The sequence below is a fragment of the Deltaproteobacteria bacterium HGW-Deltaproteobacteria-2 genome, assembly GCA_002840505.1.
Taxonomy (GTDB): Bacteria; Desulfobacterota; Syntrophia; order Syntrophales; family Smithellaceae; genus Smithella.
The window spans coordinates 412,611-426,298 of record PHBC01000001.1; the positions used below are offsets into that span (position 1 = coordinate 412,611).

Annotated in this window: 12 protein-coding genes; 2 read left to right on the forward strand and 10 right to left on the reverse strand. The window is 44.2% G+C overall.

The window, feature by feature from the left end; genetic code table 11:
* The first annotated feature begins 57 nt into the window (after positions 1–57).
* Together CVU62_01910 and CVU62_01915 are read left to right on the forward strand one after the other, a co-directional pair.
* Positions 58–894, forward strand: a complete 837-nt coding sequence (locus CVU62_01910; GenBank protein PKN38978.1) for a rhomboid family intramembrane serine protease — start codon at positions 58–60, stop codon at positions 892–894.
* A complete protein-coding gene (locus tag CVU62_01915) occupies positions 789–3,911 on the forward strand; it encodes a hypothetical protein (GenBank protein ID PKN38979.1) in 3,123 nt (1,040 codons plus the stop codon). Before CVU62_01910 ends, CVU62_01915 begins: the two co-directional genes overlap by 106 nt.
* Before the next feature lie 79 nt (positions 3,912–3,990).
* On the opposite strand, the gene CVU62_01920 is transcribed toward CVU62_01915, so the two are convergent.
* From CVU62_01920 to CVU62_01965, 10 genes are all read right to left on the reverse strand, one after another.
* Positions 3,991–5,556, reverse strand: coding sequence for a hypothetical protein (locus CVU62_01920; GenBank protein ID PKN38980.1), 1,566 nt, complete (start codon positions 5,554–5,556; stop codon positions 3,991–3,993).
* A 291-nt stretch (positions 5,557–5,847) separates the two neighbouring features.
* Positions 5,848–6,546 carry a hypothetical protein gene (locus CVU62_01925; GenBank protein PKN38981.1) on the reverse strand — a complete coding sequence of 233 codons (699 nt, stop codon included), beginning with the start codon at positions 6,544–6,546 and terminating at the stop codon, positions 5,848–5,850.
* 255 nt (positions 6,547–6,801) lie between these two features.
* Positions 6,802–7,368, reverse strand: a complete 567-nt coding sequence (locus CVU62_01930) for a hypothetical protein (GenBank protein ID PKN38982.1) — start codon at positions 7,366–7,368, stop codon at positions 6,802–6,804.
* Positions 7,369–7,753: 385 nt separating this feature from the next.
* A complete protein-coding gene (gene atpC, locus CVU62_01935) occupies positions 7,754–8,161 on the reverse strand; it encodes an ATP synthase F1 subunit epsilon (protein PKN38983.1) in 408 nt (135 codons plus the stop codon).
* A 20-nt stretch (positions 8,162–8,181) separates the two neighbouring features.
* Positions 8,182–9,591, reverse strand: a complete 1,410-nt coding sequence (gene atpD / locus CVU62_01940; GenBank protein PKN38984.1) for a F0F1 ATP synthase subunit beta — start codon at positions 9,589–9,591, stop codon at positions 8,182–8,184.
* Positions 9,592–9,654: 63 nt separating this feature from the next.
* Positions 9,655–10,530 (reverse strand): ATP synthase F1 subunit gamma, encoded by an 876-nt coding sequence (gene atpG / locus CVU62_01945; GenBank protein PKN38985.1) that lies wholly within the window; start codon positions 10,528–10,530, stop codon positions 9,655–9,657.
* A 76-nt stretch (positions 10,531–10,606) separates the two neighbouring features.
* Positions 10,607–12,121, reverse strand: a complete 1,515-nt coding sequence (locus CVU62_01950; GenBank protein PKN38986.1) for a F0F1 ATP synthase subunit alpha — start codon at positions 12,119–12,121, stop codon at positions 10,607–10,609.
* Positions 12,122–12,124: 3 nt separating this feature from the next.
* On the reverse strand, positions 12,125–12,694 hold the full coding sequence (locus CVU62_01955) for a F0F1 ATP synthase subunit delta (GenBank protein PKN38987.1): 570 nt from the start codon (positions 12,692–12,694) through the stop codon (positions 12,125–12,127).
* Positions 12,664–13,242: a hypothetical protein gene (locus CVU62_01960; GenBank protein PKN38988.1), complete on the reverse strand. Its 579-nt coding sequence runs from the start codon at positions 13,240–13,242 to the stop codon at positions 12,664–12,666. The genes CVU62_01955 and CVU62_01960 overlap by 31 nt, the downstream gene beginning before the upstream one ends.
* Positions 13,239–13,673, reverse strand: coding sequence for a hypothetical protein (locus CVU62_01965; GenBank protein ID PKN38989.1), 435 nt, complete (start codon positions 13,671–13,673; stop codon positions 13,239–13,241). Before CVU62_01965 ends, CVU62_01960 begins: the two co-directional genes overlap by 4 nt.
* Positions 13,674–13,688 lie beyond the last annotated feature (15 nt).

Sequence of the window (13,688 nt, forward strand, 5' to 3'; positions counted from 1 at the left end):
CGGGCTAATCTTGTTAATTAGTTTCTCTTTAAAATGTTTTTTTTACGAGGCCGTTAAATGTCAGAAAGAAAATCAATACTTTGTCCCAATTGCCGCAAATTAATCAGTATGGACGAACCTTCCTGTCCCTACTGCGGACTTACGCGTCCCGGTTTACACAATACTGCCGGAGCTATTCGAAAAATATTTTTCGGCACCAATCCGGTCATGGCAATTATTTATATTAATATCGCTTATTATTTTCTGTCACTGATTTTTGGAGGAATTTCGAACGACGGTTCCTTCAACTTTCTTTCACCGTCAAATCAGAGTCTTTTTTTACTGGGAGCAAGCGGCACCTATCCTGTCATCGTAGAACATCGCTTTTGGACCTTAATTTCCGCTTCGTTCCTACACGGTGGACTTATGCATATTCTCTTCAACATGATGGCGCTATATCAATTGGGCCCTTTTGTTTTGCAGGAATTCGGCTTCCATCGTTTTATTAATCTATATATTATTACCGGAGCTTGTGGTTTCGCGGCTTCCGTTATATTCGGCGTTCCTTTTACCATCGGAGCTTCCGCCAGCGTCTGCGGATTAATCGGAGCTATTATATACTATGGCAAAAGCCGCGGCGGCTCTTACGGAGAAGCCATATATAAACAGGCCATGGGCTGGGTCATAGGGCTAATATTCTTCGGATTAATATTTCCCGGTATAAATAATTGGGCGCATGGTGGCGGGCTGTTATCAGGAATCGCTTTGTCCTTTTTGATGGGTTACAACGATAATAAACCGGAAAGCGCATGGAGCAAACTTTTGGCTTTTGCCTGCATATTACTTACGGCGGCAATTTTAATCTGGGCGGTCATCTCTTCGCTACTTCCCGGCTCAGGAATCGTAACGCTATAAAATTACATAAGAGTATAAGAGGAGCATTTTTTAGAATGTCCGATCAATCAAAGTCACCACAACCGACGTTGCAAGACGGTGATGAACTACATGGATTCAAAGTTTTGCGCGTGGAAGCATTTCCCGCAATACGAGTTACCGCATACGAAATCGAACACAAAAAGACCGGCGCCAAGGTTCTGCACCTGCACTCATTCGATCGTGAAAATTTATACGCGATTGGTTTTCGCACTCCGCCGGCTGATTCGACGGGACTGCCGCACATTCTGGAACATTCCGTTCTGGCGGGCTCCGAGAAGTATCCGCTGAAAGACGTTTTTAAAGAGTTGATGCGTTCGACGCTGCAAACTTTTATCAACGCTTTCACCTACCCTGATAAAACAGTTTATCCGGTAGCCAGTCAAATAAAAACTGATTATTTCAATCTGGCCCGTGTTTACACCGATTTGGTACTGCATCCGCGGCTGCTTAAGGAAACTTTCTTTCAAGAAGGTCATCACCTCGAACTTTCCGTGCCGGATGATTTAGAAAGCGATCTGGTTATTTCCGGCATAGTTTACAACGAAATGAAAGGCGCATACTCATCTCCTGATTCGCTGATGTATAAAGTTATCCAGGAAAATATCTATCCCGATAGCGTTTACGCTTTTGATTCCGGCGGTGATCCCGACGTGATTCCCACGCTCACTTATGAACAGTTTTGTGAATTTCATCGCACTTATTATTCGCCAACCAATGCACGGTTTTTAATTTACGGTGATATTACCACCTCCGAGCATCTTGCATTTCTTTCCGAAATGCTCTCTGGTTTTGATCGCGTGGAAATAGATTCTTCCATCAAAAGTCAGAAACGTTTGACGGCACCCCGCACTATCCGGAGCTTCTACCCCACAGGAAAAGATGAACCCCTCGAACATAAAACGATGGTAAATATCGCCTGGATGATGTCCGATAACACCGACCATGAAACTTCGCTTATTCTGGAAATAATCTCCGCCCTTCTTGTGGGCAGCGCGGCCAGTCCTTTGCGCAAAGCCTTAATTGATTCCGGCTTGGGTGAAGACCTCACACCGATAAGCGGTATTGAAGCTGATTTGAAGCACTTAATGTTTTGCGCCGGTTTGAGGAACACGCAAAGTGCGGATGCGCAAAAGATTGAGCAGCTGATTTTTGATACAATAAAAAATGTTGTAGACAATGGTTTTGATAAGGAACTGATAGAAGGTGTCCTGCATCAAGTCGAATTTCATGGCAAAGAAATAGTTCGCGGCTCTTATCCTTACGGCATTGCGTTGATGGGCGGCATCTTTCAAACATGGCTCTATGACGGAGATCCTTTAATCGGATTGGACTTCCCCCGGATAATTGAGAATATCCGCCAACTTTGGGCGGCAGATCCTCAAATATTCCAAAAAATGACCAAGCTTTGGTTTTTGGATAATCCTCATCGCATCCTGGCGATTATGGAACCGGATTCCGATTTCAACGAAAAAAAAGAAAAAGCCCTTCAGGATAAGATGGCCGAACTGAAATCATCGCTGACAAAAAGTGATTTGGCGCAAATAAACACTCAGGCGGCCCAGTTAAAGAAATTTCAAGCGGAGCCGGATTCGCCGGAAAACGCGGCTACAATACCAAAATTAAAGCTCGATGATATTCAGCAATCAATAGAAATCATTCCCTCGCAAAATTCTCTAATCGGAGGAGTACCCGCTCTGGAACATGATCTCTTTACCAACGGCATCGCTTATGTTGATTTGGCCTTTGATATAGCGCATGTGCCGGAAGAGCTTCAGCCTTATCTTCCACTTATGGGTAAAATCATTACCGGAATGGGCGCTGCCGGTTTTACTTATGAGGAGATGGCCAAACGCATCGCCCTCACGATGGGCGGTTTTGGCTATGATCTGGCCACGGGCTTTTCCGCGGATGCCAGTACAAACTGGCAAAAAATGGTTTTCTCCTTTAGCGCGCTTTACCGCAATCTACCGGAAGCAATAAATATTGTGATCGATACTATTTGCGCCGGAGATTTGAGCGCTTATGCGCGGATGCGGGATTTGATCTCAGAGAGAAAAAATAATCTGCAATCGGCTATTGTACCTTCAGGACACATTTTTGCTAAAATGGCGGCAGGCGCCGCGCTTAGCCTTCCCGCTTATCGGGATGAACAATGGCATGGCCGCACGCAACTGAAATTCGTGCAAAACCAGGCCAATAATTTCGAATCGACCAAACAAGATTTGCGCGAAAAACTGGAAGCATTACGAAAAATTTTATTTAACAAGGAAAACCTGATCATCAATGTAACTGCCGAAACTAACGGACTGAAGATCGTAGAAGAAAATATTGTACGACTTCTGGATAAAATTCCGAAAGCAGCGCCGATGCAAACAACAACAAAACCAAGTTTGCCTCCCGTGTTTGCCGGCATTTCCATACCCGCGCAGGTATCTTATGTCGCCTATGTTTTGCAGGCTCCTGCTTATATTGACCCGGCTTCCGCCCTGTTGATGATTTCTGCTAAAGAACTATCCAACAGTTATCTTTACAAACATATTCGTGTGCAGGGTGGAGCTTATGGCGGAATGTCTTCTTTTGATTCAACGCTGGGCTTGTTTTCTTTTCTTTCTTATCGCGACCCGCATATTGTGGAAACACTGCAAGTATTCAAAGACGCGCAAGCATTCTATTCTCAAAATGAAATTTCATTAGAAGAAATGGAAAAGGCAATCATCAGTACAATTGGTATGCTGGATAGACCATTAGATCCGGCAGGTCGCGGTCATGCCGCTTTAATACGCAGTTTTGCCGGAATTAACGACGATATGCGCCAGAAATTCAGAACCGATATTTTGTCCGCTACTCCGGGGAAGTTAAAAGATACTTTGGTTGATTATTTTTCCCGGACTGCAAAATCAGCGGCGGTAGCCGTGTATTCCGCTCCGGAGAAATTAAATGATGCCAACACAAGGATGGAAGAAAAACTTCGTATTGAAAATATTTTTGAAACTTAAATCAGGTGAAACCTTTTCGCTTTCATTGAGATAAAGCCCTGCCCCCGTGGGAGCAGGGCTTTATACCTGTCTGGTTTTTCTAATGCGTTATTACATTAAGTGAATAGACGTCAGTGTCGGTCGTCTGTGTGCCAACCAGGAACTTTCCATCGTACGACAACTGCCCATGAAAAGTAGTCTGATATAAAGCGGACCCGGCTAAGGTTGCAGTGCCTGACGAACCAATCGAGATAGTTTCGGTTCCGGAGGGACCACTACCCGAACCACTGGTCACATAGTCGGGGTTAAATGTCATTACGCCACCGCTGGTAATGGACATGGATTGATGTGACCAGAAATCATCAGCGCCGGTGGCGAGCGTATGAATAAACGACGTTCCGGCTATTTGACTGGTAGAGCTGGACTGCCCGTCGGTAATCTGGATGATCATCATATGATATTCAGTTCCTCCCGATTCTGTGATTGTCCCCACAATCGTCTTCTTATCGGCCGATAGGAATCCCTCGAAAGAATCATCCATGCCACTCATCTCGACAATCCCACTGCCATTCACTGACATTGTCGCTCCGACAGCTCCCGGCGTTTCCGTGCCGGACGGGTCGGTCTGACTGCTTAAGGTTACTGCACCGGTACCGTCTGTGCTTCCCGCCCCATACTGCCACTTGTTACTTGAGCCTACATTAAGTTGATGGAAAACGAAATTCTTGCTCTGTACGTCGGCGTTCGCATACGAAGTCCCTGAAACCACTTTCTGAATGACAAACAATTGGTTACCGACGCTGCCCGGTCCCGTTCCGGCAATGAAGTTCTTGTTCGATGTCATAGTATAATGAGAATCGGTTGGAATGGCGTTGTCAGTTTCGGATATCTCGCCGGTTGTTTCATCAATCTCCCACACTATCGGGCCTGTTGGACCGGCTGAGCCTCCTTCAGAATCAAGGATACTGACAAAGGTTAGTGTCCCCGCGGAATTGACAGTTACGGTGCCACGCATCCATCCGCCGCCTGTATTCAGCATTTGCACGTTCCATGTTCCCTCAAGATCGGCCTGCGTAAAATTAGCTGCTGCTGACGCGAAATCATTTCCCGTAGAATCGGAGCCGCTCAATGTTAGATCAAGATAATCAGGCGTGAATGCGTAGCCCGAATGGTATGGCGTCACGGTATAGTCGCCGTCAGGAAGATTGGGGAAACTGTAGGTTCCGTTTGTGCCTGTGGTAACCGATCCTGTTCCGTCACCGCTCAGTGTGATTGTTGCACCCGACACCCCAACGCCGGTTACCGTACCGGAAAGGGCGTGACCGGTACCGGCTGTTGCCACAAAGTCGACGCCAGCCATGTTTGATCCGTTGACAACGACTACCGCACTGGTCGGTTCAAACGTATAACCCGCCAGGACGGGTGTCACAGTATAGGTTCCGTTCGCCCGGCCCGTAAAGCTGTAAGCTCCGCTTGTAGTAGTAGTAGCGGTTGCCGCACCAGTTAGATTAATCACTACATTGGCCGCACCGGTTACCGTGCCTGCAATGCTGTAGGTAGTAGCAGGTGGCGCATCGTCTTTGCTACTGCAACCAACAGTAACCATCAGCAACATCAGCATGAAAAAATACAACAAAACATGAGTAGAAACTCTTCCTCTGTTCATACTTAATCCCCTTTAAAATGAATTTTTAATAATCGTATGTGTTTTAATGTAGGTTAACTCGTATAATTACCCGGTTTTTTAATTATACGCCAATATTTACGAACATCAAGAATTATTAACCGGAATTGCTAATTTCTCAATAAGAAACGGCGGTTAGAAAAACTCTAACCGCCGTAAACATTAAACTCATCTGAACAAATAGTCAGCGAGTGTCAATCCCACTCCACTCCGCTTCGGGGATAATTCGACTTACACTTCAGACTTCACTTCAGTCGTCTTCAGTGAGTCTCATTAAAACGTAAAGGTCAAACCTGCTGTAAAGATGCTTGCCCTGTAGTCAGCATCGATGTACATCCCATCGCTATATCTGTCACCAATAGTCGGCTTGGTTGCGAAGTATTTGTATCCAATACCCACGCTCAGATTTGGAGTTACGTCAAAATCCACACCGGCCAGAAACTGCCAGCAGAAAGCACCGCCTGATTCACTGGGCCAGATTTCTATACCCGATCCTCCGACTTGTCTTTCGGTTATGTCTCCAAAACTGGAATACGCATAACCCAGGCCAAATCCGGCATAAGGATGAATTGGCCCTTGCGGATAACGCGCCTTGAGGTTAAAGAGGACGGCATGTATGGTCATGGTCCCATCTAACGTAGCAGGAATACCACCGTGATCCGGTGAAGCAATCACTTTACTGTTATCTATATTATTATTAATATAATTGTATTCCATTTCCATAGCCATAATTCCTCTGGTAAAGGAAGTGTTCCAGCCGGATTTGACCCCAATAATATAACCATTGTTTAAAGTCATATCAAAATAGCTGTATCCATCATCCGGGTCCGAAATGGTCATCTTCTGTGGAATAACATACCCGCCGGAAATGCCGACATAAACACCCATATTTTCAGCTGCAAAAACAGATCCAACTGACAAAAACATAATCACCATGGCGACTGCCATAAAACTCAAAAATCTTTTTTTCATGCTAACCTCCTCTTCATTTCCTTAGTTATTTTGAATTTTTAAAAATTCAAACTTTGTATTTCACAAAAATAACACACGTACGACATTAAACATTTTACGTTTCATAATAACGTAATGAACTTACATAGAAATGTCAATAGAAGTTTCCATCTGCAAGATGAGACAACATGATTCTACATCAAAAATAATTGTCCCCTGATTGCTCACTAAAGACAACCAGGGGACTCTCTTTTATTTTTTACAAATCAACAATTTTTAAAAATAGTAGTGAACTCCAAATGTGGCGTTTATGCCGTGGAGTTTGATGTCGACATTGTCATTATCGTATATAATTCCAGAATAACCAACATCAAAATTGAACCCTACTTCAGGAAGCTGCGGGAAACTCCATTCTGCACCGATAAATACACCGGGGGTCCAGAAACCTTTGTTATCAATCATTTCATTGCCGTAAGCAGTGGCATCTATCTGACCGTAGCCAATTTTAGCTCCGGCATAGAATTTACTGTAGCTTCTGACAATAATGGCGTACATTGCCTTGGCTTCAATAGTCCACAAATCGGCTTCTAACAGCTTAAAGTCATCTACTTTAACGTCCGCTTTACCATAAAATCCACTGCCTTCCAGACCGATACGATCGCCTATCCAGCCGCGCACTGAGATACCGTTCAGAAAGCTACCGACAACCATTCCCTGATAACCGACACCAACTTTGTTGGAGATGAAATTCTTTGCCGCATCGTCCGCAGCAAAAACAGACCCGACGGACAAAAACATCATCACCATGGCGACTGCCACAAAACTCAAAAATCTTTTTTTCATAAAACCTCCTCTTCATTTCCTTGAATTATTTTTTGAATCTTAAACAACATTCAAAACTGGCATATTAAAAAAATGACATCTTGACGCTGCCACTTATTGACGGAGAAAATAATTCAATTATGTATAAATGTCAATATTTTTTTACATTTCAGTCAATCTATCTGCTTGATAATACAACATTTAATTTTTTTGTTTTCTTATTATTAAGAAATATTTTTTAGATTAATTTGATTATATGTCTTCATTTAAATGGAAATAAAAAACAAGGTGATCGTGATTAACAATCCGTATAAGAGGTGGAAAAAATAAACAGCCGCTTATAAACAAAAAGCCGGCAAATAAATTGCCGGCTTTTTGTTTCAGGACCAGAGTCTTAAAAAATATCTTATTGTTTTTCAGCGACACTTATACGCGCTATTGCCCTCGCCAGTGCACCGCGCATTATTTCGTATTCGGCATCTTCCTTGGTCATCTGACCTAAACGGCTTTCAGCGTTATCCTTTGCTTTTAAAGCCCTTTCTTTATCAATATGGTCGGATCTTTCGGCTGTTTCAACCAGAACTGTAACTTTATCAGAGGTAACTTCCGCATAACCGGTATTAACCGCGTAATACGTCTTTTTGCCTTCCTTAAGAAAATTCAACTCACCAATATCAACAGAACTTAAAAAAGCCTCATGCCCGCGCAATACACCAAATTCACCTTCCGTGCCCGGGATGGTCACTTCCTCAATTTTGCCTGAAAAAACCATTTTTTCCGGCGATACAATTTCCAGCATTAATTCATCTGCCATTTACTTTCTCCAGCACTATATTATTCACCAGCAATTTTCTTAGCTTTTTCCACAGCCTCTTCAATGCCACCAACCATGTAAAAAGCCTGCTCGGGCAGATCATCGTGTTTGCCTTCCAATATTTCTTTGAAGCCTCTTATTGTATCCGGAACGGAAACGAATTTACCTTCCGTACCTGTAAACTGAGCAGCAACGAAGAACGGCTGAGACAGGAATCTCTGAATCTTTCTGGCGCGGCTAACCGTCAGTTTATCTTCTTCGGAAAGTTCATCCATACCCAGAATGGCGATGATGTCCTGTAAGTCTTTATATTTCTGCAGAGTAACCTGTACCTGACGGGCAACTGCGTAATGTTCCTGACCCAAAACATTGGGATCAAGAATACGGGATGTTGAATCCAGAGGATCCACTGCGGGATAAATACCCAGTTCGGCGATAGGACGGGACAAAACGACGGTTCCGTCAAGATGCGCGAAAGTCGTCGCGGGAGCGGGGTCAGTCAAGTCGTCCGCGGGAACGTAAACGCACTGAACGGCTGTAATCGAACCTTTGGTCGTGGACGTAATGCGCTCCTGAAGTTCACCAAGGTCAGTAGCCAGTGTCGGCTGATAACCGACCGCGGAAGGCATACGTCCCAGCAAAGCGGAAACTTCGGAACCAGCCTGAGTGAAACGGAAAATATTATCAACAAAGAAGAGCACGTCCTGACCTTCAACATCGCGGAAGTATTCCGCAGCAGCCAGACCCGTTAAAGCAACTCGCGCTCTTGCTCCGGGGGGTTCTGTCATCTGTCCGTAAATCAAAGCGGCCTGCTTGATAACGCCGGATTCCAGCATTTCACGATAAAGGTCGTTTCCTTCACGTGTTCTTTCACCAACACCGGCAAAAACAGAAATTCCACCGTGGTGCATAGCGATGTTGTGAATCATTTCCATCATAACGACTGTCTTACCGACGCCTGCGCCCCCGAACATACCCATCTTACCACCACGAGGAAACGGTACCAAAAGGTCAATAACTTTAACGCCTGTTTCCAGAACGTGAACAGATGTATCCTGCTCCAAAAAACTGGGTGATTCACGATGAATCGGCATTTTAGTTTGCGCGTTAATTGGGCCAAGACCATCCACAGGACGACCGACGACGTTCTGAATCCGCCCCAGACATTCTTTGCCAACCGGAACCATGATCGGAGCGCCGGTATCTTTTGCTTTCATTCCGCGAACCAGACCGTCGGTAATATCCATAGCGATGCAGCGAACAACATTATCTCCCAGATGCAGCGCTACTTCAATGATCAAATTATCTTCCTGATCATTGATGGCCGGATTAGTAATTGAGATGGCATTTAATATACTGGGCAGTTTTCCCTCTTCGAAAGACACGTCAACAACCGGTCCAATAACCTGAACAATTTTTCCGATATTCATAACTATCTCCTTACAAATAGTCGTATTATTTTATTTTACATGCGGTAAAGCACCGCAGAAAAATTAGCCTTTGGCCAGAGCTTCCGTTCCGCCGACGATATCCATCAACTCTGCCGTAATCGCCGCCTGTCTGGCTTTATTCATTTTCAACGTCAATGAGCTAATCAACTCTTCGCAGTTGCTGGTCGCGTTATCCATCGCTGCCATCCTCGCTCCGTTTTCGCCTGCCGATGTTTCCAGCAGAGCACGGTAAACCAGAACGTGCACATACATCGGCAAAAGTTTCTGCAACAGAGCTTCTTCCGATGGTTCGTAAGCATAATCAAGGAATCTGTCCGGATCAACGTCAGCGTCTTGTCCGATAGAAGGCAGGGGAAATAATCGGACAACAGTTGGTTTCTGAACAGAGACATTCATGAACTGATTGTAAATCAGATAAAGTTCATCGTATTCTTCCTTGACAAAAGGCACGATAACCTCATCAGCTATGGATACTGCCAAAGTCATGTCAAACTTGCTTAAAACATCCACCTTTTGCGCCAAGACGTTGGCTTTTTTACGGAAATAATCTCTTCCTTTGCGTCCGACATTAATAAGAGCAACTTCTTTTCCGTCTTTGACTTTTTCTTTCATAAACCTTTCAGTCGCCTTGATCAGATTGGTATTAAAACCACCACACAGGCCACGATCGGATGTCATACAAATAACACGAAGTCTTCTGGGATCGCGCACGGCAAGAAGAGGATGCGACATGGTCTCCACGCGCAAGGCAAGACTGTTGAGCACATCCATGAATTTACCGGCGTAAGGCCGGAAATTATCCATTTTCATCTGCGCTGATTTAAATTTTGAAGCAGCAACCATATTCATGGCGCGGGTAATCTGCTTCGTCTTTTGAACAGCGGTTACTTTTCTTTTTATATCTTTTAGCGAGGCCACCTGGATTTCTCCTCAACTTTTTATATTGAACTTCAGTGAATTTTATTTACCAATGAAATCAAATTCAATTTCACACTTATTCCGCTACAAAAACGGAATCAAAAGATGTCATAACTTCCTTCATCTTCTTTTCCAGATCGGGAGATATTATCTTCTTGTCTTCTATCTCCTTCATAATATCGGGATGTTTGCTTTCCACGAAACTTAGAAGTTGTTCCTCATATACACGAACCTTATCCACCTCGTATTTATCAATGAATCCTTTGGTTCCGGCAAAGAGTACTACAATCTCCTGAGAAAGAGACATCGGCTTGAACTGCGGCTGTTTGAGTAATTCAACCAGACGAACACCGCGATCCAACTGTGCCTGCGTTGATTTGTCCAGATCGGACCCGAACTGGGCAAAAGCCGCCAGTTCGCGATACTGAGCCAGATCGAGTTTCAGCGTTCCGGCAACCTGTTTCATAGCCTTAACCTGAGCCGCACCACCGACGCGGGAAACCGAAAGACCAACGTTAATCGCCGGACGAATACCGGAGAAGAACAAACTCGGTTCCAGATAAACCTGGCCATCTGTAATGGAGATAACGTTCGTAGGAATATATGCGGAAACGTCACCGGCCTGTGTTTCAATAACCGGAAGAGCTGTAAGAGAACCGCCACCGAGTTCAGGGCTGACACGCGCCGCACGCTCGAGTAGTCGGGAGTGATTGTAGAAAATATCGCCGGGGAAAGCTTCACGTCCCGGCGGACGGCGCAGCAGCAGAGAAATCTGGCGATAGGCAACGGCCTGCTTGGACAAGTCATCGTAGATAATCAAGGCGTCCTGGCCGTTATCTCTGAAATATTCACCGATACTGCAACCGGCATAAGCGGCAACATATTGCAGCGTCGCGGGATCCGAAGCGCAACCGGCGACAACGCAGGTATAAGACAGAGCGTCATATTGTTTCAGTCTTTCCACAACCTGAGCCACTGTAGATTTTTTCTGGCCGATAGCAACATAGATACATTTCACACCGGTATCTTTCTGACGGATGATAGCATCAACTCCGATTGCTGTTTTACCTATCTGACGGTCTCCAATGATAAGCTCACGCTGACCACGTCCGATCGGCGTCATAGCGTCAATAGATTTGAGACCTGTATACATCGGCTGATTAACCGGCTGGCGTTGAATAACACCGGGAGCGACCATTTCAATTCGGCGAAACTCTTTGGTTTCAATCGGTCCTTTTCCATCTAGCGGTTTCCCTGTAGCGTCAATAACGCGGCCCAGCAGAGCTTCACCGACGGGAACCTGAGCGATTTTACCGGTTCTCTTTACTATGTCACCTTCTTTGATGTGAGTAACTTCACCCAGAACGGCAACACCGACATTATCCGCTTCCAGATTGAGAACCATGCCTAAGATTCCGCCGGGAAATTCCAGAAGTTCCATCGCCATTGCATTCTGCACGCCGTATACTCGGGCAATACCGTCACCAACGGACAAGACTGTTCCGGTTTCGCTTATATCCAGCTTTTTCTCATAGCTTTTGATTTGCTCAGAAATAATTTGACTAATTTCTTCAGCTTTAATTGTTTCCATGCCCTATCTTGCCTCCCCTAAGAGATTCCTCATATTGTTCAATTGATTTTTGATGCTGCCATCATAAAGTGTATCGCCAACTCCAATTACTACTCCACCCAAAAGAGAACGATCTTCTTCCACAGTCATCTCAACTTTCTTACCCATTGTTTTTTCCAGACTGGAGCTTATGAAAGATCGCAACTCGTCAGAAAGGGCATATGCCGTTTTTACATTGACCCTTACTTTTTTCAGAGCTTCGTCCATTAATTGGCGATAGCAAATTACTATATCATTCAAGATATCGATTCTTTTCTTATCCACCAGCAACCTTAAAAAGCTGATCGTCATGCCGGACAATTTAAGTTTGGCGATTACATTTTCCACAACGCCTTTCTTGCTTGCCTGCTCAAAGACGGGATTAGCCAAAAAATCGCTTAAAGATTTATTTTGGGAAACAATTGACGCAAACTGACTAAGTTCATTATAATACTGCTCTATTTGTTTTTGCTCATTCGCTATATCAAAAAAAGCACGCGCATAACGTTTGGAAATATTGCTGATCAATGTTTGATTACCACCTTTTCCATATATTCTTTAACCATTGTTTCGTGATCTTGTGCCGTAATACTTCGTTTAAGAATTTCTTCAGCCATTTGCACGGACACTTGAACTGATTGCGCTTTTAGCTGATCTGCTGCTTTTTTCAGCTCCTGCTCAATACGCGCACGAGCATCTTCTTTCATCTTTTGGGCGGTTTTTTCGGCATCTTCGATGATCTTTTGTTTTTCAGTTACACCCTGAGCTTTAATCATCTCAAAAATACCGTCTATTTCCGTTGATGCTTTATCGAGTTTTTCCGAATATTCGCGGTATTTTTTTTCGGCCTCCGCCTTTTTCTCTACCGATTTTTCAAGAGTTTCTTTAATTTCTACACGACGGCCGGCAAAAAACTCTTTCATCTTGGCGGCTAAAAGCCAATAAAGCAACCCCACTAAAAGAACAAAGTCAAAAGCCTTTTTGCCTAAATCAATCCACTTATTGCCCTCGTGACCGCCCTCGGCTTCACCTGAAGCAAAAGCAACACCGGCCACAATCAGCAGAACGACTATCGTAAGAAAGGAAGAAAGTGTTTTTTTCATTGCACCGACCTCCCCAATACTTTCTGAGCAATCTGCACAGATAATTCTTGAGAATGGCCATCCAAAATCAATTTGGCCTTCTCAACTTCCTTATCCATCTTCTGTTGAAACTCGCGCGCGATAACAGGTATTTCATTGCGAACAACATCAACAATGTTTTTAGCCTGATTTGCGCCCTCCTGAATTATTTCTTTTTTCGCTTCTGTTGCTTTAATTTTGGCTTGTTTTAGTTTTTCCTCATATTCAGCAACTCTTTTTTCCACAGATTCATTAAAAAGTCTGATTTCGTTTTCCGACTCTTCCAATTGTTTTTTGCGTCGGTCGATTATGGACAGGATTGGTTTATACAGCAGAATGTTAAGGACAAAAACTAAAGCCAGGAAAATAACCATTTGGATCAACATCGTGTAATCAGGAATAACTGTAACCATTTTTTACCTCTGTTT